This is a genomic window from Paraburkholderia fungorum (assembly GCF_046027605.1).
Lineage (GTDB): Bacteria > Pseudomonadota > Gammaproteobacteria > Burkholderiales > Burkholderiaceae > Paraburkholderia > Paraburkholderia fungorum_F.
This window is the reverse complement of record NZ_JAQQEF010000046.1, coordinates 13,743-33,854: the sequence shown is the minus strand read 5'-3', so window position 1 is coordinate 33,854 and position 20,112 is coordinate 13,743. Positions and strand designations below refer to the sequence as shown.

15 protein-coding genes are annotated in these 20,112 nt (G+C 61.7%); 5 read left to right on the top strand and 10 right to left on the bottom strand.

Annotated elements, in window-relative coordinates; translation table 11 throughout:
• Positions 1-117 precede the first annotated feature (117 nt).
• Positions 118-1,020, top strand: a complete 903-nt coding sequence (locus PQR53_RS37380; RefSeq protein ID WP_408465398.1) for a 5'-nucleotidase — start codon at positions 118-120, stop codon at positions 1,018-1,020.
• Positions 1,017-1,841: an NADPH-dependent 7-cyano-7-deazaguanine reductase QueF gene (queF, locus tag PQR53_RS37375; RefSeq protein WP_408465396.1), complete on the top strand. Its 825-nt coding sequence runs from the start codon at positions 1,017-1,019 to the stop codon at positions 1,839-1,841. The genes PQR53_RS37380 and queF overlap by 4 nt, the downstream gene beginning before the upstream one ends.
• An 836-nt stretch (positions 1,842-2,677) precedes the next feature.
• Here the strand turns inward: queF and PQR53_RS37370 are convergent.
• From PQR53_RS37370 to PQR53_RS37360, 3 genes are all read right to left on the bottom strand, one after another.
• The gene (locus PQR53_RS37370) at positions 2,678-3,064 is read right to left on the bottom strand and encodes a RidA family protein (RefSeq protein WP_028200605.1); all 387 of its coding nucleotides are present in this window, start codon (positions 3,062-3,064) and stop codon (positions 2,678-2,680) included.
• 79 nt (positions 3,065-3,143) lie between these two features.
• Positions 3,144-4,625 carry an N-acyl-D-amino-acid deacylase family protein gene (locus tag PQR53_RS37365; RefSeq protein ID WP_408465394.1) on the bottom strand — a complete coding sequence of 494 codons (1,482 nt, stop codon included), beginning with the start codon at positions 4,623-4,625 and terminating at the stop codon, positions 3,144-3,146.
• A 3-nt stretch (positions 4,626-4,628) separates the two neighbouring features.
• Positions 4,629-5,519 (bottom strand): MurR/RpiR family transcriptional regulator, encoded by an 891-nt coding sequence (locus tag PQR53_RS37360; RefSeq protein ID WP_408465392.1) that lies wholly within the window; start codon positions 5,517-5,519, stop codon positions 4,629-4,631.
• Positions 5,520-5,665: 146 nt separating this feature from the next.
• On the opposite strand from PQR53_RS37360, the gene PQR53_RS37355 reads away from it, so the two are divergent.
• Positions 5,666-6,943 carry an amino acid deaminase gene (locus PQR53_RS37355; protein ID WP_408465390.1) on the top strand — a complete coding sequence of 426 codons (1,278 nt, stop codon included), beginning with the start codon at positions 5,666-5,668 and terminating at the stop codon, positions 6,941-6,943.
• A gap of 180 nt (positions 6,944-7,123) precedes the next feature.
• On the opposite strand, the gene PQR53_RS37350 is transcribed toward PQR53_RS37355, so the two are convergent.
• Together PQR53_RS37350 and PQR53_RS37345 are read right to left on the bottom strand one after the other, a co-directional pair.
• Complete coding sequence (locus tag PQR53_RS37350; RefSeq protein WP_408465388.1) at positions 7,124-7,636, bottom strand: MarR family winged helix-turn-helix transcriptional regulator; 513 nt, start codon at positions 7,634-7,636, stop codon at positions 7,124-7,126.
• A 31-nt stretch (positions 7,637-7,667) separates the two neighbouring features.
• Positions 7,668-9,263, bottom strand: a complete 1,596-nt coding sequence (locus PQR53_RS37345) for an MDR family MFS transporter (protein WP_408465386.1) — start codon at positions 9,261-9,263, stop codon at positions 7,668-7,670.
• Between the two features lie 143 nt (positions 9,264-9,406).
• Here PQR53_RS37345 and PQR53_RS37340 point away from each other — a divergent pair, with 143 nt between their 5' ends.
• On the top strand, positions 9,407-10,249 hold the full coding sequence (locus PQR53_RS37340) for an EcsC family protein (protein WP_408465384.1): 843 nt from the start codon (positions 9,407-9,409) through the stop codon (positions 10,247-10,249).
• Here PQR53_RS37340 and PQR53_RS37335 read toward each other — a convergent pair.
• The 3 genes from PQR53_RS37335 to PQR53_RS37325 all read right to left on the bottom strand — a co-directional run bounded on the left by PQR53_RS37335 (position 10,219) and on the right by PQR53_RS37325 (position 13,051).
• Positions 10,219-11,184: an alpha/beta hydrolase gene (locus PQR53_RS37335; RefSeq protein WP_408465382.1), complete on the bottom strand. Its 966-nt coding sequence runs from the start codon at positions 11,182-11,184 to the stop codon at positions 10,219-10,221. The two genes, PQR53_RS37340 and PQR53_RS37335, sit on opposite strands and share 31 nt — an antisense overlap.
• A gap of 117 nt (positions 11,185-11,301) precedes the next feature.
• Positions 11,302-11,736: a CHRD domain-containing protein gene (locus PQR53_RS37330; protein ID WP_408465380.1), complete on the bottom strand. Its 435-nt coding sequence runs from the start codon at positions 11,734-11,736 to the stop codon at positions 11,302-11,304.
• Between the two features lie 187 nt (positions 11,737-11,923).
• On the bottom strand, positions 11,924-13,051 hold the full coding sequence (locus PQR53_RS37325) for a porin (protein WP_408465378.1): 1,128 nt from the start codon (positions 13,049-13,051) through the stop codon (positions 11,924-11,926).
• 505 nt (positions 13,052-13,556) lie between these two features.
• Between PQR53_RS37325 and PQR53_RS37320 the strand changes: the two genes are divergently transcribed.
• The gene (locus tag PQR53_RS37320; protein ID WP_408465376.1) at positions 13,557-14,492 is read left to right on the top strand and encodes a LysR family transcriptional regulator; all 936 of its coding nucleotides are present in this window, start codon (positions 13,557-13,559) and stop codon (positions 14,490-14,492) included.
• A 230-nt stretch (positions 14,493-14,722) separates the two neighbouring features.
• Here PQR53_RS37320 and PQR53_RS37315 read toward each other — a convergent pair whose 3' ends face one another.
• Together PQR53_RS37315 and aqpZ are read right to left on the bottom strand one after the other, a co-directional pair.
• Positions 14,723-19,225 carry an ATP-binding protein gene (locus PQR53_RS37315; protein ID WP_408465374.1) on the bottom strand — a complete coding sequence of 1,501 codons (4,503 nt, stop codon included), beginning with the start codon at positions 19,223-19,225 and terminating at the stop codon, positions 14,723-14,725.
• A 20-nt stretch (positions 19,226-19,245) separates the two neighbouring features.
• Positions 19,246-19,992, bottom strand: a complete 747-nt coding sequence (aqpZ, locus tag PQR53_RS37310) for an aquaporin Z (RefSeq protein WP_408465372.1) — start codon at positions 19,990-19,992, stop codon at positions 19,246-19,248.
• Positions 19,993-20,112: the final 120 nt, after the last annotated feature.

Genomic DNA, 20,112 nt, shown 5'->3' with positions numbered 1-20,112 from the left:
GGAGAACAGCGAGTTCGAACGTTTTCTGACGACGCTGGGTTATCCGTACTGGGAAGAGACGAAAAACCCGGTGTACCGCTTGTTCCTCGCTTGATCTTTTTGGACTGAAACGCGCAGATGGCTCTTTCGCTCGTCGACAAACTGGTGGTGGCAATCTCGTCGCGCGCGCTGTTCGACTTCGAGGAAGAGAACTGCGTGTACGAGGCAGGCAACCTGCGGGCGTATGAAGCGTTGCAGCGCGAGCGGCTGGCCGTGCCCGCCAAACCGGGCGTGGCGTTTCCGCTGATCCGCAAACTACTGGCATTGAATGCCGGCGGTCATCGTGTCGAAGTGGTGATTCTGTCGCGCAGCGATCCGATCAGCGGATTACGCGCATTTCATTCGTGCAGGGAATACGGACTGGCGATCGAGCGCGGCGTGTTCACCCGTGGACGCGCGCCGTTCGGCTATCTGAAGCCCTTGAACGCGTCGCTGTTTTTGTCCGCGAATCAGGACGATGTGCGCGACGCTCTGGCTGCCGGATTTCCCGCCGCGCGCGTCTTGCCCGAATCGGCAAAAATGGCGAGCAAGTATCCGGACGAGATCCGAATTGCTTTCGACGGCGACGCCGTGCTGTTTTCCGACGAAGCCGAGCGCGTATTTCAGAAGGATGGCCTGCGGGCGTTTGTCGGCCATGAGATTCACAACAAGGATTTACCGCTCGCGGATGGTCCTTTGAAGCCGCTGCTCGAAGCGCTGCACCGGCTGCAGAAACTTGCGGACGAAGCCGCACCGATGCATATTCGTACGGCATTGGTGACGGCGCGCTCGGCTCCGGCGCATGAGCGTGCGATCCGCACATTGATGGCGTGGAACATTGAAATCGACGAAGCGATGTTCCTCGGCGGCCTCGACAAGAGCGCATTTTTGCGCGAGTTCGAGCCGGACTTTTTCTTCGACGACCAAATTGGCCATTGCGAATCGGCCCGCGTCGTGACGGCGACGGGGCACGTGCTGAGTGGCATCGTGAACGCATCATGACACCCGAACAATCACCGCTGGGTAAGGCTTCCACTTACACCGAACAATACGACGCTTCGCTGCTCTTTCCGATTGCCCGGAAGAATGCACGCGAGGCGATTGGAATTGGCGCACAGTTGCCGTTCTTCGGCACGGACATCTGGAATGCTTACGAGCTTTCCTGGCTGAATGCACGCGGCAAACCGCAGATTGCAGTGGCGACTTTTTTTGTGCCGGCTGATTCGCCGAATATTGTCGAGTCGAAGTCGTTCAAGCTCTATCTGGGATCATTTGCGCAGACGGCTTTTGAGTCGATGGAAATTGTGCGAGATACGATCAAGCGGGATGTTTCCGCTTCTTGCGGCGCGACTGTTTCTGTCCATCTGACTGCGCCGTATGAGTTCGGCAAGTTGCAGATGGAAGAATTTGAAGGCTTGTCGCTGGACCGGCTCGATCTGGATACGGATGTTTATCTGCCTGACGCTTCATTGCTGAAGGCCGCGCTCGATGAAGCGCCGGTTGAGGAGACTTTGGTTTCTAATTTGTTGAAGTCGAATTGTCCGGTGACTGGGCAGCCTGACTGGGGCAGTGTGCAGATTCATTACGTTGGGCCGCAGATCGATCATGCGGGTTTGTTGAGGTATATCATTTCCTATCGGAATCACACTGGGTTTCATGAGCAGTGTGTTGAGAAGATTTTTCTTGATGTGCTTGGGGCCTGCCGGCCGGTTAAGCTTGCGGTTTATGCGCGCTATACGCGGCGCGGAGGGCTTGATATTAATCCGTTCCGGACGAACTATAATTCGCCGATGCCGGATAATATGAGGTTGGCGAGACAATAAAAATTAGGGTTTTTTGCCTGCGGCGATGGGCTTTTCTTGTTGTTCTGGGATTTTGGCCTTTCCTTGATTTCTTATTGGTCTATTAGCGTCGCCCCTGTGCGGGGCGGGCACCTACTTTTCTTTGCCTGCCGCAAAGAAAAGTAGGCAAAAGAAAGCGGCTCAAACCGCTAACTCTTAAGCGGGTCCCCTGGCTTGGAGGGGGCAGTGGTGCATCTGGAATCTGTGTTCTCGCACATTTGGCGTCAGGGACAAAGGCGTCATACTTCCGGCGGCGCTGCGCGCGCCGTAGCGCATTTCTTAAAACCGCCCCCTACGTTTTCGCACTCACACTTCACTCGGCGCAGTAAAGCGACGTGTATCCATTTTTGCATCTCTGCGCTTGCTCGCTCATTCGCTTCTTCGGCGCAGTCGCTTGTGTGCATCGCCAAGGCGAAGCCGACGGCCCCCAACTGTGCGCAAACGAAGCCGAGGATTTTTGATGAACTCTTCCGGCGAGCACGCAGTGCGAGGCGGGAAGTACGACTGCTGTGTCACTGACGCCAAATGTGCGAGAACGCAGATTCCAGATGCACCACTACCGCGACTGCGCGAGGGACCCGCTTATGAGCTAGCGGTTTGAGCCGCTTTCTCTTGCTTACTTCTCTTTGCGGCGGCAAAGAGAAGTAAGTGCCCGCCCCGCACAGGGGCGACGCTAATAGACCAATAACAAAGCAAGGAAAGGCCAACGCCATAGAAGCACAGCCCAACAAGCGCCGCACAGGCAAACAAATCAAGGAAAGGCCAACCCCGTAGGCAAACAGACAACACCCCTCCCGACCGCCTAAGGCAAAAGCCCCCTAAGCCGAAGGCTTTTTATAGGCAACACAATCAACTTCCACACGACAATCAATCACCATCGAAGAAACCACACAAGCCCGCGCAGGCGGATTCTCCCCAAAGTACTCCCGAAACACCTTATTGAAAGAAGCAAAATCCCGCGGATCATCCAGCCACACGCCACAGCGGACAACATGCTCCGCCCCATACCCGGCTTCCTTCAAAATAGCGAACACGTTCTGAATCGCCTTGTGCGATTGCTCAACAATGCCGCCGTTGATCACCTCACCGTTTTCCATCGGCGTCTGCCCGGATACGAACAGCCAGCCATCCGCCTCGACCGCCCGAGCAAAGGGCATATGCTGCCCACCCGTACCCTTGCCACCTTCAACGCCATATCGCTTCATCATCCAGCTCCTTAAAAAGTCCAGCAGGCGGCGCAAGCAACGCCACTACCGCTTGCCACATCAATCAGAAAACAAGCCATCAAAACGCGCCGTGCGCATCACCCTTCGACGCCGCGCCGCGCGCCACAAAATGCCCTGCCCGCTCGCCGGTCACTGCCCCATCGCGGTAGGACAGCACGCCATTCACCCACACCGCGTCAATCCCGTCCGCCGCCTGCTGCGGCTTTTCAAACGTCGCCGCATCGCGCACCCTGGCTGGATCGAACAACACCAGGTCCGCGTGATAACCAATGTGCACCTCGCCCCGCTGCGCCAGACCAAAGCGGCGCGCCGACAAGCTGGTCATCTTGCGCACCGCCTCTTCGAGCGGCAGCAACTTCGCATCGCGCGCGTAATGCCCAAGCACGCGCGGAAACGCGCCCCACAAGCGCGGATGCGGCAAGGGATCGTTCGGCAAACCATCTGAGCCGACCATCGTCGCGGGATGCGAAAGAATGCGGCGCACGTCGTCCTCGGACATGTTGTGATACACCGCGCCAGCCGGCTGCAAGCGCTTGCCCGCCTCCTGCTGCGTGACGCCCCACTCAGTGGCAATGTCCTTGATCAGCTTGCCCGCCATCTCGGGATGCGGCTCCGACCACGTGATCGTAATGTCGATGTCGCCGCTCACCTGCTTCACGTCGAGCGTCGACGAACTGCGGTTGTACGGATAGCAGTCGCAACCGATCGGCTGCAGACGACGCGCGCCTTCCAGCGACTTCAACACCTCTTCACTGCGCCCCCAGTTCGACGGCCCTGCACACTTCAAATGCGAAATCACCACCGGCACATGCGCGTGACGGCCCACCCGGTAAGCCTCGTCCATTGCGTCGAGAATCGCGTCGAATTCGGTGCGCATGTGCGTGGTGTACAACGCGCCGGCAGCGGCAAGCGGTTCAGCCAGCGCCATCACTTCCTCGGTCGGCGCCGCGAAAGCGGAGCCATACGCGAGTCCGGAACTCAGTCCCAACGCACCGTTCGACAACGCCTCTTCGAGTTGCGCGCGCATCCCGTCGATTTCTGCCGCGCTCGCCGCGCGATCGAGCCGATCCATCTGATTGCTGCGCAAAGCCGTGTGCCCAATCAGCGCGCCCACGTTCACCGCTGGGCGCGCGGCGTTCACCGCTTCAACGTACGCAGCGAAAGTCGGGTACTGAAACGCGTCACGTTCGCCCAGCAGATTCATCGGATCAGGCGGATCGCCCTTCAACGAAACCGGCGACGCGCTGATCCCGCAATTGCCGACAATCACCGTCGTCACGCCTTGAGTGATCTTCGGCAGCATTTGCGGCGAACGGATCACGTGCGTGTCGTCATGCGTATGAACGTCGATGAAGCCCGGCGCCAGCGCGCGGCCATTGGCCTCGATCACCTCTTCGGCGAGCCAGTTCGACAGATTGCCGATCGCGGCAATGCGGCCCTCGCGGATCGCAACGTCGCGTTCGACCGGCGGCGCGCCGGTGCCGTCGTACAGTTGCGCTCCGACGATCAGCGTGTCGGCGGCTTCGGGATGCGAATGCATGAATCAGTCTCCTAACGGTTGTCGATCGCCGCCGCCACGGTGCGCGTCGAGCGCGTGCTTCATGCGGCGCAGCAATTCGCGGCTCTCGTCACCCTGGCTGACGGCGAGTTCGGTGACGAGCACATCGAGCGCCATCATCATCGCGTAGCGCGACGACGACGGCTTGTAGATGAAATCGGTTTCAAAGGCGACGATCGGGATCACCCAATCAGCCAGTTTGGCAAGCGGCGACGCCGGTGCGGTCAGCGCGATCACGGTCGCGCCGTAGCTGCGCGCGATCTTGCAGTTCTCGACCATCTCGGGCACCCGCCCGGTAGTGGACAACGCAAGCACCACGCACTCGCGCGACACAGTGCTCGCCACCATCCGCTGCAGCAAGCCGTCCTGATAGGTCGCAACGGGCCGGCCGAGACGCACGAGCCTGAAGCGCATCTCGTCGGCCAATGCGGTCGAACCGCCGCCCATACCGAATACATAGATCATCCGCGCGGCACGCAATGCGGCCGCCGCTTCATCGAAAGGCGCCTGGCGTAGCAACCTGTGGTTATGGGCAAGCGCGGTCTGCACTTCGTCGAACACGCGAGTCGCAATGGGCTCGGGTGCGTCGCTGGCTGCGCCGGCTTGCAGGAAGCGCTGGCCGACGGCGGCCGCCTGCGCGAGCCGCAACTTCAATTCCCGCACGTCACGGCAACCCACCGCTTTGGCAAAGCGAGTGACGGTCGCCACACTCACCTCCGCCTGCTGCGCAAGCGCGCCGATGCTGGCGCGCGACGCGCCAGTCAGATCGTCGAGAATCAACGCCGCGACCTTGCGTTCGGCCGAACGCAGCTCCGGCGCGCACTCGGCGATGCGCGCGACGATGTCGAAGGTCAGCGGTTCGGCGGTTGAGTTCATCGCAGACTGTGAGAGGCCGCGGGAAGACTTACAAACAGCCTCCGGCAAACCGTGGTACTAAATAACATTTCTTCAACCATCGTACTTTCGGTAACATAGTAAAGTCAACTTTGATTCAATTTAACTGGACGATGGAGCTGGGAGACATGAAAGTTACAAACTATCAGGGCGCAACGATTGATCCTTATAGCAAGGGCTTGGGCATGGTTCCGGGCGCCAGTATCCAGCTCACGGATGCCCCGCGTCTCGAGTGGAATCTGCTGAACGAAGACGTGAGCCTGCCCGCCGCCGTGCTGTACGCGGATCGTGTGGAACACAACCTGAAATGGATGCAGGCATTCGTCGCGGAATACGGTGTCAAGCTCGCGCCGCACGGCAAAACCACCATGGCGCCGCAGCTGTTCCGCCGCCAGCTGGAAACCGGCGCGTGGGGCATCACGCTCGCCACCGCGCATCAGGTGCGCGCGGCGTATCACGGCGGCGTATCGCGAATCCTGATGGCCAATCAGCTGATTGGCCGCCGCAACATGATGATGGTCGCCGAGTTGCTGAGCGACCCCGATTTCGAGTTCTTCTGCCTCGTCGATTCGGTCGAGGGCGTCGAGCAGTTGGGCGAGTTTTTCAAGTCGGTGAACAAGCAGCTGCAAGTGCTGCTCGAGCTCGGCGTGCCGGGCGGCCGCACGGGTGTCCGTGACGAAGCGCAGCGCAACGCGGTGCTCGAGGCAATCGCGCGCTACCCGAATGTGTTGAAGCTGGCGGGTATCGAGTTGTATGAGGGCGTGCTCAAAGAAGAGCACGAGGTGCGCGAGTTCTTGCAGAGCGCCGTCGCGGTGACGCGCGCGCTTGTCGAGGAAGGACGTTTCGCCCGCACGCCGGCCGTCCTGTCAGGCGCGGGCTCGGCCTGGTACGACGTGGTCGCGGAAGAATTCGTGAAGGCCTCGGAGACCGGCAAGGTGGAAGTGGTGCTACGGCCCGGCTGCTATCTGACGCATGACGTCGGCGTCTACCGCAAGGCACAGACGGACATCTTCGCGCGCAATCCCGTCGCGAAGAAAATGGGCGAAGGCCTGTTGCCGGCGCTGCAACTGTGGGCGTATGTGCAGTCGATCCCGGAACCGGATCGCGCGATCATCGGCCTCGGCAAACGTGATTCCGCTTTCGACGCGGGCATGCCCGAACCGTCGCGCCATTATCGTCCGGGCACCGAAGCGCCGCGTGATATCGCGGCGAGCGAAGGCTGGGAGATTTTCGGTTTGATGGACCAGCACGCGTATCTGCGGATTCCCGCCGGCGCCGATCTGAAGGTGGGCGACATGATCGCGTTCGACATCTCGCACCCATGCCTGACATTCGACAAGTGGCGTCAGGTGCTGGTGGTTGATCCGTCGTATCGCGTGACGGAAGTGATCGAAACGTTCTTCTGAACTTGATGCACCCCCGCGCGCTTCATTGCAAGGTGGCGCGCCTTTCACGATCTCTATGACATTAGCGTCGAGTCGTGGCGCCGGGGCGTGCGGTTTGCGGCGGCCGCGGTGTTTGATCGGCGGCGCCTTCGACTGTCACGCGCTAGAGCGATGAATCATCGGCAGCCGAATCGGGGGTTGCTAAGGCACCGGGTCAGCGCCGCCCGCGTCAAGCGCTTGCGCAGCAGCGGCTGCGGCAGCGTCCACAGGTGAAGCGTTAGCCATGGCCGCCACTTCACCGATTCGCACCTCGAGGATCTTCAGCGCGCCCGACAGCGCGCTCAGCGCATCGTCCGGCAGCGCGGCCATCGTGTCGTGCAGAAATGCGTTGCGGCGCGGCAGGCTGGCTTCGGTCACCGACCTCCCCGCTTCGGTCAAACGCACATTGGTCACGCGGTTATCGCGCGTATCCATGCTGCGCGCAATCCAGCCTAAACCTTCCAGCGTTTTCAATTGCCGCGTAAGCGCGCCCGGGTCGACGCGCAGGCGTTCGACCAATCGCTTCTGCGACGACTCGCCGGCCTGGTTGTGCAGCGCGAGCAGAATGCGCCAGCGCGGCAACGGCTGGCCAACGTGGGCCTCGAACGCCGACATGAACGCCCGATAAGTGCGGCCGAATTGTTGCATGACGGCGACGCGGTCCTGTTCTTCCATGATCTATCTGTGAAACGGTAAGGCTAAAAAATCAATCCGCGTGAATCACCGGCTCGAGCTTGCGTTGAAGCTTGATCGGCGGCACACGGCGGCTTTGCCACACGGACACCACGGCGATGATCGCCGCGAGCGCGAGACCCAGATGAATCGCCGAGACGAGTGTCTCGCGCGCGCCCTCGAGCAGCATCGCGCCGTTGTGGCCCGCATGCGTCAGCTGGCCGAGCAAGGTGTCTTGCGCGTCGCGATTGATCAGGATTTGCGGGTCGCCGAGATCGGGGAACCACTGTGACGCATGGTCGTTTTCCAGCATGCTGCGCACGCCGCTCGCGTACATATGGCTGACCAGCGTGCCGGTCAACGCCGTGCCGATCATCCCGCCGATCATCCGCAGCGACTGCAGCAGCGCGGTGGCGATACCAAGATGTTCGCGGCCGGCTGTCTGCTGGGCGAAGATCGTCAGATTCGGCATCACGAAGCCGAGACCGAGACCGCCGAGCACCATGAACGACATCAACAGCCATTGCGGCATGGAGCGCGTCGCGACGACCACACCGAGGCACGCCAGCGCGAGCAGCGCGAACCCGATGTACAGCATCAGATTGGGGTTACGCACACGCGAGACGATGCGGCCGTTGGCGATACTGCCGATCGTGATGAACACGACGAGCGGGGTAATGACGAGCCCCGCTTCTTTCGGCGACAACCCGAAGCCGCCCTGGAACAGCAACGGTGCGTAGAACAGCAACGAGAACATCGAGAAGCCGCCCAGCACGGCGAGCGTGAAGAGCGCCGCCAGACTGCGGTTGCGGAACATGTCGACCGGCAAGATCGCCGTCGGGCAACGCTTTTCCCACTGCCACAACCCGTATGCCGAGGCGACGCTCAGTGCCAGCAGCGCAAAGGCGCTCAACGTAACGCCGTGTTTCGGCAACATCTCGACGAACAGTTGCAGCGAGCCGAGCGCTACCGCGATCAGCACCGCACCGGGCCAATCGAGCCGCATCTTGCCTTCGTGCTCCACATGCCGCAAATGCGGCAGAAAGCGCCAGACGAAAAACAGCGACAGCAAGCCGACCGGCAGATTCACATAGAACACCGAGCGCCAGCCGTAGTACTGCGTGAGAAAACCGCCGAGCGACGGTCCCACCGCATTCGCAATACCGAACGCCGAACTCATCAGCACCTGCCAGCGCAACCGTACGACGGAGTCGGGGAAGAGATCGGGAATGCACGCGAAGGCGGTACCGACCAGCATGCCGCCGCCTATGCCCTGCAAGCCGCGCGCGAGCACGAGGAACAGCATGTTGTTGGCGGCGCCGCACAGCACCGAAGCCCCCGTGAACACGACGATCGAGGCGATCACGAACGGCTTGCGCCCGTAGTAATCGCCGAGCCGGCCGAAGATCGGCACGGTAATCACCGAGGTCAGCAGATACGACGTGGCGACCCACGCGTAAAGCTCGAAACCCTTCAGTTCCGAAACGATCGTGGGCAATGCGGTGCCGACCACGGTCTGGTCGAGGGCGACCAGCATCGTGACGAAGGAAATGCCGAGCATTGCCAGCAGCGATTCACGGAAAGGTAAAACTTGCCCACTCGAATGGTGGGCCGCGGTATGGACAGCCATTTTTGATAGGGCAACAGTTGACTCGTCAAACGATTGGGAATCATACCACGAGACGAGGCTCTAAGCTGGAGCCCGCCAACGCGGGTTCATCGCGTCGGTAATCGACTGAAGAATCAACACAACACATGACGCCAGGGAGGCATATGGAGCCCAGTTCGCTCGCAACACGATCGTTATCGGATGAAGACCTGCGCGCGCTGCGGCGCGCGAAACACGAACTGGAGAGCCCCGCGCTGGCGATGAAACTGGCCGGCATTGTCGGTTCGCCGCTCGAGAAGCTGCTTTCGCGCATGCCCGCGTTTGCTAACGAAAAGGTCACGGATGCAACGGAGCTGGCGTTGCGCAAGTGTCTCTCGATCGCGTTGCGCACACTGGGGCGGCAGGCCGGTGCGTCGCCGCTGATCGTGCCCGACAAGCCGAGCAACCTGTTGCACAAGTTCGCCGTGGCCACCACCGGGGCGGCCGGCGGCGCATTCGGCCTGTTCGCGCTGCCCGTCGAGTTACCGGTCACGACCACGCTGATGTTCCGCTCGATCTGCGACGTGGCGCGCAGCGAGGGCGAGGATCTGACGTCGATCGACACGCAGCTGCAGTGCCTGACGGTGCTCGGCATGGGCGGCACCTCGAAAGCCGACGACGACGCCGACTTCGGCTACTTCATCATGCGCGGCGCACTGGCGCAGGCGGTCTCGAAGGCGTCATCCGAAATCGCGACGAAAGGCTTTACCGCGCATGGCTCGGCAGCATTGCTGCGCCTGCTCAACACAATTGCCGCGCGCTTTTCAGTGCAGGTGAGCGAGCAGATCGCCGCCAAGTCGATTCCGGCGATCGGTGCAGTGCTCGGCGCGATGGTCAATACGGTGTTCATCGATCACTTCCAGCAGGTTGCGCACGGCCACTTCACCGTGCGTCGGCTGGAACGGCAATACGGCCAGGAAACGGTCGAAGCCGCCTATCAGGCAATTGATGTGACGCTGGACGGCTGATTGGCCCTCGTCGTGCCACTCGTTACACGCCGCACGAAAGCTGCGGCGCGGTCGAGCGCGCGGTTCGCCTCGGGAATGAACGGGGAGAACAACGGCCAGACGTGCGGCATCTTCTTCCACACCTCGAGTTCGCAGTCGACGCCGGCCGCGCGCGCCTTGTCGGCGACACGTTGCGAGTCATCGAGCAAGACCTCGGTGCTGCCCGCCATGATGAAAAGCGGCGGCAAGCCGCGCAGGTCCGCATAGACCGGCGAAGCGTACGGATGCGTGGCGGACGTGTCGCCGAGATAAACCTTTGCCGCGCGCGCGATGGCGGGGCCGCTGAACATGGGATCGAAACCGTCGTTGGTGCGGATGGTGGCACCGGCTGCGGCCAGGTCGGTCCACGGCGAGAACAGCAGACAGCCTGCCGGCAAAGGATCACCGGCGTCGCGCAGCGCGACCAGTGTGGCGAGCGCAAGGCCGCCGCCCGCCGAATCCCCCGACATGACAATCGACTCGGGCGGCGTACCGTCTGCGACCAGGCGCCGGTAGGCGGCGGTCGCATCGTCGAGCGCCGCCGGAAAGCGATGCTCGGGGGCGAGACGGTAGTCGAGCGAAAAAATCGGCGTGTTGGCGCGCGTGGCCAAACCGTATACGAGCGAGCGATGTGTACGCGGCGAACAGAAGTAGTAGCCGCCGCCGTGGCAATACAGCACGGTCGGCCCGTTCCCGGCAACCGATACGCCGTCAACCCGCTCGATCCACTCACCGTGCAGCGGCCAATCGTGTGACCCGTACGCTTCGCGCAGGCGCCAACCGGCCGGCACGCGCGGCGACCAGGCACGTTTGGCCGTCAGCGCACGTGCTTTCTCCACGTTGACGCCCGGCTTCAGGGTTTCCGGTCGAAACTGCCTGCGCAGATACCAGCATGCGAGTGCACTTTGCCAGCTCATCGGGACGCGCTCCTTCGATAGTGTCCCGTCATGGTACGTGCGTTCGCCGCTGCGCCGGTCGACGACGGCTTCTAATCCTGAAAAAGCGCGCGCCACCGGGTAAGGCTTACTTCGCGTCTAGTTAGCGGGCAAGACCTGCCCGCGAATCTCGCCCATCGGATTCTGCGCGGTGTGCACGTTGAAGTACCACTGCCCCGCCATCAGATCCGTCACCTGCTGGTCGGTGAGCGCAGCCGATCCTTTGATTGGACTCGCGAGCGCGTCCTTCCCGATCGGCACCTGGACCTTGGCGTTCTGCCCGACCGGCGCGGGACCGTGGAAGTGCGCGGCGCTTGCCGGACCGGTCAGCCCTTCATAGGTGATGGTCCATTGCAAGGACTTGGTCGACGTATCGAACGTGGCGTTCAACATGCCGTGCCCGTGACTCACGCGCGGCGGCACTTCGCTCGACGGCTCGAGATCGGCCTTCAACGCCACCGTGTCCGCGAAGGCGACGCCCGACGCCAACGCCCACACCACCACCGCAAAATTCAGTTTTCGAAGCGCAATCATGGTCTTCTCCGGACTTTGATGCATCGCCGCTCCGACATTTCGGACACGCACGAAGCAACCACATACTAGTGCAAATCCGTCGAGCCCGTTTTCGCCGGCGACGATGCGACAAGGCCGCCTGTGCGCCAACGGAAAAAGCACCGCGAGCGGTGCTTTTCCTTCCACCATCGATGCTTCAGAAGCAGCCTTAGAAGCGGTGACGGATACCCGTTGTCACGACCACCTGGTTCCTGTTCGACGACGGTGCGTCGGTGCCGTACACCTGCGCGCCAACCGTGTTGCCGTTCGCGCCGAGATGCGCCACGCCCTCGGCATACAGATCGGTGCGGTGCGACAGCGCGTAGTCGGCCTGCAGACCGAACTGGTTCCAGTGGCTCGAACCGTTCTGCACGCCCGGCGTGTTCTGCAATGCCTGCGTGTAGGTGTACGCCGCGCCGAGCGAGAGCGCCGGCGTCAGGTTGTAATGCGCGTTGACTTCGTAGTTGCTATAACGCACGGAGGCGTCGTTGGTTGCAAAGTTAAAGCGGCTTTGCGTGTACACCAGACCGACCGTTGCCGGACCGAACGCGTAGCTGCCACCCGCGCCCCACGTACGCTGCCGCTGACGTTCACCCGCCACACCGAGGTTCGGTGCGCCGTCCTGGATCGCGCCATTCGCGTTGCCGCCGAGACCCTGCGCCTGGAGGTAACCGGCCGCCAGTTTCAGGCCACCGTTCGAATAGCCCATGCCCGCGCTATAAGCGCGATCGTTTGCGAATGCGCCTGCCTGGTTCGAGAAGCCGTACAGGCCGCTGAACGAGAAGCCGTCGTAATTCGCGCTCTGGAACTTCACCGAGTTGTTGATGCGCATCGACGCGTTGGCATTGTCGTTATCGCCGCGATGGGCGAAGTACGTGCCACCCCACGTACCGGTCGCGGTCAGCGGGCCGATATAGTCAACCACCGCGTCATACTGACGACCCAGCGTCACTGTGCCGTAGTCGCTCGAGACACCCGCGAACGCCTGACGGCCGAAGCTGCGGCCACCTTGTGAGCTCGTGCCGTTGGCCAGGCTGAAGCCGTTTTCCAGCGTGAAGATTGCCGCGTAACCGCCGCCGAGATCTTCGCGACCACGCATGCCCCAACGGCTGCCAGACAGATTGCCGCTCGTCAGGCCATACGAAGCGCCGTGTTTCGACGCATCGCTAGCCGATACTTCATTGTTCACGTAGGTGAAACCGGCATCGACGACGCCATAAAGTGTCACGCTGCTTTGCGCATTGGCGGCGCTAGCGAACGTCGCGGAGATCGCCGCGAGAATCAGAATCTTTTTCATGTTGTTCCAAATAACGTGTGGTGACTGAGTCTTCGACTCGATTTATTTGCACAGCGCGATGGCAGGCTGGGGACGGACTGCATCCAAAGCGTTCGGCACACCGGCTCGATATGCAGGCCGGAGTTTAGGTGTCGAACTTTTGGGGGCACCACGCGCAATCGCACAAAATATTTTTTGAATTATTCGAAAAATCGCCACGACAGGATCGGCAAGCCTTGAGCCGCAAGGCCGTCTATTTATCTCTTTTTATATTTAGCGATACTTATCTAATAAAAGCGTTGCAACCTAACCACATCACGCATTAGGAAGCCTCTCGGTGCCTTTTCGGCCGGTTCTTGTAGCGGTTAGCGTTTGCGGCGAATACCATCGCTCGTTTCTTGCGTGCGGCGCGCAAGCGCTTCGCGTCGCGAGCCTCTTTTCACAATCTCCGCGCGACCACCCGACGTTCAACCGAACCCGGCAACGCCGCCCACTCAGGCACTTCCCGCTCAGGCCCATCATCAAAATGAATCAGTTACAGGCCATGCGCGTCTTTCTGAAAGTCGCCGATAACGGCTCTTTCGGGCGGGCAGCGGCGAGTCTTGATCTCTCCAATGCGGTGGTGACACGCTACGTCGCCCTACTCGAAACGCACCTCGATACGCGGCTCGTCAACCGCACCACTCGCAGCCTGTCGCTGACCGAAGCCGGACTCGCCTATGCCGAGGGCTGCCGGCAACTGCTCGATCAACTGGAAGCGATGGAGTCCAGCGTCGCTCAAAGTGCGAACGATCCGTCCGGCACGCTGAAACTCGTGGCCGTCGCGTCATTCTCATTATTTGGGCTCACGCCGCTGCTGCAGCGATATCGTTTACAGTGCCCGCGAGTCAAACTCTCGGTCACCCTGCTGCATCGGCCGGTGGATCTGATTGAAGAGGGGTTTGACGTGGGCATCGTGGTGCCTGGACAGGTGAGCGGCGGCACGTTGATCAAGCGAGCCCTATTCAGGGTCCGCTCGGTGGCGGTTGCCTCTCCCGCCTACCTCGCTGTTCGGGGTACGCCGTCCGCCCCCGTGCAGCTTGCTGCGCACCCATTTCTGGCACCGTCAGCCAATGTTCACAGCGCAGAGTGGTGTTTCGTCGACGCCAGCGAAACAGAAGTCACCGTCAATATGGAGGCCGCCTATGCGGTCAACAACGCCGTAATGTTGCGCCAGGCGGCGCTCGCCGACATGGGCATTACCATCCTGCCGGAGAATCACGTTTCAGCGGACCTGCTGAGCGGTGCGCTCGTGCAGGTGCTGCCGGGCTACCGGATCAAAGGCGCGGACAAGGAAGTCTCGCTGGTGTACCCCGGGCGGCGGCACGTGTCCGCCAGGACACGATCGTTTGTCGAATTCACCGTCGACTACTTCCGAAATAACACCGGATCGACGCTTTCATCGATATTTCCAAACAGTTAATTGCGCATTTCGCGATAAATCTTTTGCGCACACCCGGTTATGCTTCCGGTTGCGAGAAGCGACTCCTTCATCGAAGGATGTCTCCAAATCTTTAACGCGGCTTCGGCCGCGTTTTTTTTCGTGCTGCGGATTTTCCGCATAGACGCCGTCTGGATACTTATCGAGCGCGCGCCTTTGTAATCGGCCTGGAGAGGCGCTGCGGTCGCGCCCCGCTACCGTGCAAAGCGGCGTCACGCGAGCAATGCGGCCTGCTCCTCGATTCCATCCAGCATCGCATTGCACTTGCGCGCCAGCGACAATCCGTCACTGCGCAACCGCTCCGGCGTCTTGAGAGTGATGTCCCGGCGATAGTCTTCCAACGCGTTGAGCAGTGGCGGGTACTGCAACACGCTCGCCGCCCCTGCCACACGATGATGCCACTCGCGCAAACGCTCGACTTCGACACGCTCGAGTAGCGGCGACAATGCCTGCACATCTTCGCGCACCGACGAGACGAACGAATCGAGCAATGCCTTAACTGTCGATTCGCTCCCCCATAACTGCGTCATCTGACTTAAGTCGACCGGAACGAATGGCTCGGGAACGCCGCGCGCATCTGGCCCGGAAACCAGCGGCGCGTTTACCGTTTCTGCCGGAGCGGCTTGCCATGCACTGTCAGTGCCGAACCAGCGGCTCAGGTACTCGCGCAACGTAGCAAGCCGAGTCGGCTTGACGAGGCAGTCATCCATCCCTGCGTCACGACATAGCTTCAGGTCCTCCGGCGCGGTGTTCGCGGTAATCGCGAGGATCGGCAGATGATGCGTGCCACCCTGCTCCCGCTCGCGGGTGCGCCGCGCCAGTTCGTAGCCTGAGAGGTTGGGCATGTGGCAGTCTGTGATCAGACACCCGTAGGTGGTTTGTTCGAGGGCGGCCAGTGCCTCGACGCCGTCGTTCGTCACGTCACAGGCAAAACCGAGCAAGGCCAGTTGATGACGGATCAACTCCTGATTCACCGGATGGTCTTCCGCAACCAGGATCAGCCGTCCGCTGGCAATGGCTCGCTCGCGGTCCGGCGGCAGGTTGGCGCCTTCCGTCATGCGCGGCATGCCGGCGGAACGCGGCGCCACCGAAGGCAGCCCCGTCATCGCCGCGGCGCACGCGGCGCCGAGACCGCGCCAGGAGATCGGATTGATACTGACGCGCACGGTGTTGTCGAGGATGCGATAGCCGGTCGGCTTCGGTTTTTCCGTCAGGCAGAGGATTCGCGAACCGGACCCGACGCCAGCGGGCAGCACCACGTCCTCGCTTACGAAAATCATATCCACGCCTGCCATGGCAGCGGGATCGCCGAGTTCAGTTGCGTCTGGCGAAACACGGCGCAACTCGAGCCCGAGGGCCTGACCGAAATGCATCAGCGCCTGCGCGACCCGTGCGTCACCCGTCGCCACGACGCCGCGCTTGCCGCGCAAGCCGCTCATCGAATACCGCTGGGATTCCACAGGCAAGGTGAGACATACCGTCATGCGCGTACCGACGCCAGGTTCGCTATGCAATTCGAGGGAGCCGTTCATCAGGTCGATCAACTTGCGGCAGATCGTCAGGCCCAGACCGGTACCGCCGAAGCGGCGGGTGGTAGACGACTCCGCCTGCACGAACGGCTCGAACAGCCGCGCCTGCGCTTCCGGCGCAATGCCGATGCCGGTGTCCTTGACGGTCATCTCGAGAGTCTGAACGTTACCGGTCTGATCGACGACTGCAACCTCCACGTCGACCTCGCCCTCCGGCGTGAATTTGATGGCGTTACCGAGAAGATTGAACAGAATCTGCCGCAATCGCACGCTGTCACCACGCAGCGTAGCTGCAACATCCGGTGCGATATCCACGCGTACCTTCAGCCCTTTTTCGTGCGCACGGCCCGCGAGCAAACCGACCGCGTTGTCGACCAGTTCGCGTATGTCGATAGGCTCGGCTTCGATCGTCAGCCGTCCCGCTTCGATCTTCGAGTAATCGAGGAGGTCGTCCAGAATCTGCAGCAATGCACCCGCCGATTCGTGGATCATGCTCAGCATTTCCCCTTGATCTGCGTTAAGCGGCGTGCGTTCCAGCACTTCGACGAGGCCAAGCACGCCGTTCATCGGCGTACGGATTTCGTGGCTCATCATCGCGACAAAATCATCTTTTGCACGCGAGGCGGCTTCGGCTACGTCGCGCGCTCGCGCGAGTTCTTCGGACCGCGCGTGCTCTACACTCGCGTCCACCCAATAGCCGCTCCACACGACGCTGCCATCCTCCTCGCGGCGCGGTACCAACTCCGCGCGCGCCCACTTCAGGTGACGCTCGACGTCGAAGCGAAACTCCATATTCACCGGTGTTTCGCAACGCGCAGATTGCTCCAGTTCGGCCAGCACGAAAGGCCGGTCTGCTTCACACACGCGCCTGAAATCGATCTCCTCGCGAGTCATCGACGAAGCGCCGTCGCCACCCAGCAGATGTCGTGTGTCGCCGCCGATATACGGAAATGAATACGCACCGTCCGCGGTGCGGCGCAATTGAAATACGACGGCCGGCAGGGAGCGCGTCACGTCGAAAAGGCGCCGCTCGGTTTCGCGCGCGAGCATTTCAGCACGCCGGATGTTGGTAATGTCGACCATCGTTCCCAACACACAGCTCGGCTTGCCGTCACTGCCGTGACAGATCCGTGTCCAGAACAAGCCGTGCCGCAGGTCGCCCGTGTCACGTTCAAACTGGAGCTCCGCCTGCGCGGGTTCGCCGTCTGTCAGCATCTTGCGTGTGAGTTCGTCCAGAACGCGGCTGTTGGTTTCGCCCCATGTCTGAACGTCCATGGCCGTGCGTCCGATCACCGATTCGCGGCGCAACCCGCACGCTTCTTCATACGCCCGGTTGATCGCGATATAGCGTCCATCCAGATCCTTGGCGACGAGTGGATAGGGGACCATCTCCATCATGGTTTCCTGGAAATTCAACTGTAACGCCAGCTCGCGTTCGGTCTGTTTGCGCAGTCTGACCTCGCGCTGCAACAGCACATAGGCGCGCAGCGTAACCAGCAATACCAGACCGATGCCAATCAGCAACGGCAGAAGGCGCACTGCGGTCACGCTCCATGTGCCCAAATCTCCAGCACTGCCGGTCACCCATTTTTGCCGGATGCGCTGCTTCTCGGCGGCCGGCATAGCCAGCAACGCACGGTCGATCAAACCGGCGAGCGGCCCCAGATCAGGGCGCACCGCGAAGCTGAGCGAGTCGGATTCGCCGACCGTACCGAGAATCTTGAGTACACCGGCGTAACGTTGCTTCAGCAGGATATCGACGGCGGCCACGTTGCCAACCAGTACGTCTGCCTGGCCGTCCTCGACCATCTTGAGCGCGTCGTTCAGACTGGGCGCGACAGCGATGTTGGCAGCCGGAATCCTGTCGATCGCAAGCGGAATCGAGCCGGCAGTATGCGACGAGACCACAATGCGGCGCGAGGCGAAATCGTTGAGCGCGCGCGCGGCAGGTTCGTTTTCGCGTCCGACGATCACCAGCGGATAGCTTTCGTATGCACGGGTGTGCCGCGCGTTTTTCAGACGTGGGTCGTTACTGGACGAGGTGGCCAGAATCGCCAGATCGCCGTGCTGGAAAGCTTCAAGGGTCGCGGGCCAGTCGGCGGTCCGCGCCCGGTTGAATGTGACACCTAGCGCACGACTCAAATAGTCCAGATATTCGGCGGCAATGCCCGCGGGGTGGCCGGAATCGTCGACATAACTGAAAGGCCGCCAGCCGGTATCGAAACCCACCTGCAACGGTGGCAGCGAACGAAGCCAGGCCTGTTCTTCCGGCGTCAGCACGAGGCGTCGCGCAGCGGGCGCAGCTTGTGCGTCGAAGCTGCCGGATAGCCAGCGCACGCGGATCGCCGTGTCGTCGGCCGGATTCATCGAGGCGAGCGCGCGATCGAGCTGGTTGCGCAACGCCGCCCTGTTGCGCGGTACAGCAAAACGCAAGTCAGCGATCCTGCCGCTTTCCTCGAAAGCGACTTTCAGTCCGCGGAATTCCTCGGTGGCCAGCGCGTATTGAACGGCAGGAGTAAAACCGAGATAGGCGTCGGCATCGCCTCGCGCAACCGCATCGAGCGCCGCATGCGTACTTGCGAAGGTTTCGATCTGAGTGCGCGGAAAGCGCTCGCGCAACGAGCGCTCCAGCGCAAACCCTTTCTCCACCGCGAGGCGCGCGCCGACGAGCTGAGCGGCGCTGGCGTAGACATCGCCGTCGCGGCGGACCGCCACCGACGCCGACGCCCGCAAATACGGCGAGGTGAAGCTCAAGCAGCGTTCCCGATCTGTCGTACGCGCGAGGCTCATGACCAGGTCGACGTTTCCTGCGCACGCCGCGGCCAGCAGTTGCGGCATGTCGGGATACGCCTTCGACTCGATCACGACATTCGGCCCAACCAGTGCACGCAGATAGTCGCCGCTCAAGCCGGTTAGCCGACCGTCCTGAAGCCCGTCGAAAGGCATCCAGCCGTTAGCCAGAACGCCAACGGTCAACGTGGCAGGAAAGGCGCCGCCGACCGACGGATGCGATTGACCCGTGAATGGCTGGGCGACTGCCGGTTGCATCTGCGTGAGGACAAACACGAACACGGCAAGCAGGCACCGCAAAACGCGTCGCGGCACCTGTTTCAGCACGACACTGAGCACGACACTGCGCACGCCGTTAAGCACGCCACCGCGTGGAAATTTGCTAGAGAGCACCATGATATGACACCGGGCGGCGCTCACGCGACGTCGCCCTGCCCGTGAGCGAGCGACGCGGCCTGCGGAGCGGACTTGCCGCACAGAAATGAAAACAGCGCACCGGCGACCACGCCGCCCAGCAACGGCGCGGCCCAGAACAACCAGAGCTGGTCGAGCGCCCAGTCGCCGACGAACAATGCCTGACCGGTGGAACGAGCGGGATTGATTGAGCCGTTGGTCACCGGAATCGACACCATGTACGCGATCGTCAGACACGCGCCCGCGACCACCGGCGCGATTGGCCGCAACCTCCGCCGGCGGGTCATCATGAGACTCGCCATGACGAAAGCGAACGACAGCGCAAGTTCGACGACCAGCGCGGAATGAAGTTGATAGTCGGCCGGAGAATGGTCGCCAAAACCGTTCGCCGCGAATTCGCTCGCGCCCAGTTCAAAGCTCGGGCGCCCGCTCGCCACGTAAGCGAGCAGCGCCGCGGCGGCGATGGCCCCAAGGATCTGCGCGGCAATGTAGGGCAGCAAATCACGAACCGGGAAACGTTGCGCGACCGTGAAGCCGATCGTGACAGCCGGATTGAAGTGCGCGCCAGAGACGGCGCCGAATGCGTAGCTCGCCGTGACGAGCGCGAGACCGAATGCGAGTGATACCTCGAGCACGCCGTAGCCCTGCTGCACCGCGCCGGTGTTCAATACAATGCTGCCGCAGCCGATGAACACCACCCACGCCGTCCCGACTCCCTCGACCAATAACCGCTTACCTAGCACTACCATCCCGCCTCCGAGTACTTGTGCGAATGGCAGACGGCGCCGCGCTCCAGCCGCGAGACATCTGCCTGAATTTTCCAGGCTCGGCAGTGCACAGCATGGCGAAATGACTGCTTTCTTCATGCG

Excerpts from the sequence above, each read along its gene's own strand:
- PQR53_RS37320 (WP_408465376.1), top strand. The coding sequence starts at position 13,557 with ATGAATCAGTTACAGGCCATGCGCGTCTTTCTGAAAGTCGCCGATAAC.
- PQR53_RS37340 (WP_408465384.1), top strand. The coding sequence starts at position 9,407 with ATGGAGCCCAGTTCGCTCGCAACACGATCGTTATCGGATGAAGACCTG.
- PQR53_RS37350 (WP_408465388.1), bottom strand. The coding sequence starts at position 7,636 with ATGGAAGAACAGGACCGCGTCGCCGTCATGCAACAATTCGGCCGCACT.
- queF (WP_408465396.1), top strand. The coding sequence starts at position 1,017 with ATGACACCCGAACAATCACCGCTGGGTAAGGCTTCCACTTACACCGAA.
- PQR53_RS37355 (WP_408465390.1), top strand. The coding sequence starts at position 5,666 with ATGAAAGTTACAAACTATCAGGGCGCAACGATTGATCCTTATAGCAAG.
- PQR53_RS37325 (WP_408465378.1), bottom strand. The coding sequence starts at position 13,051 with ATGAAAAAGATTCTGATTCTCGCGGCGATCTCCGCGACGTTCGCTAGC.
- PQR53_RS37315 (WP_408465374.1), bottom strand. The coding sequence starts at position 19,225 with ATGGTGCTCTCTAGCAAATTTCCACGCGGTGGCGTGCTTAACGGCGTG.
- PQR53_RS37345 (WP_408465386.1), bottom strand. The coding sequence starts at position 9,263 with ATGGCTGTCCATACCGCGGCCCACCATTCGAGTGGGCAAGTTTTACCT.
- PQR53_RS37370 (WP_028200605.1), bottom strand. The coding sequence starts at position 3,064 with ATGAAGCGATATGGCGTTGAAGGTGGCAAGGGTACGGGTGGGCAGCAT.
- aqpZ (WP_408465372.1), bottom strand. The coding sequence starts at position 19,992 with ATGGTAGTGCTAGGTAAGCGGTTATTGGTCGAGGGAGTCGGGACGGCG.
- PQR53_RS37380 (WP_408465398.1), top strand. The coding sequence starts at position 118 with ATGGCTCTTTCGCTCGTCGACAAACTGGTGGTGGCAATCTCGTCGCGC.
- PQR53_RS37335 (WP_408465382.1), bottom strand. The coding sequence starts at position 11,184 with ATGAGCTGGCAAAGTGCACTCGCATGCTGGTATCTGCGCAGGCAGTTT.
- PQR53_RS37330 (WP_408465380.1), bottom strand. The coding sequence starts at position 11,736 with ATGATTGCGCTTCGAAAACTGAATTTTGCGGTGGTGGTGTGGGCGTTG.
- PQR53_RS37365 (WP_408465394.1), bottom strand. The coding sequence starts at position 4,625 with ATGCATTCGCATCCCGAAGCCGCCGACACGCTGATCGTCGGAGCGCAA.
- PQR53_RS37360 (WP_408465392.1), bottom strand. The coding sequence starts at position 5,519 with ATGAACTCAACCGCCGAACCGCTGACCTTCGACATCGTCGCGCGCATC.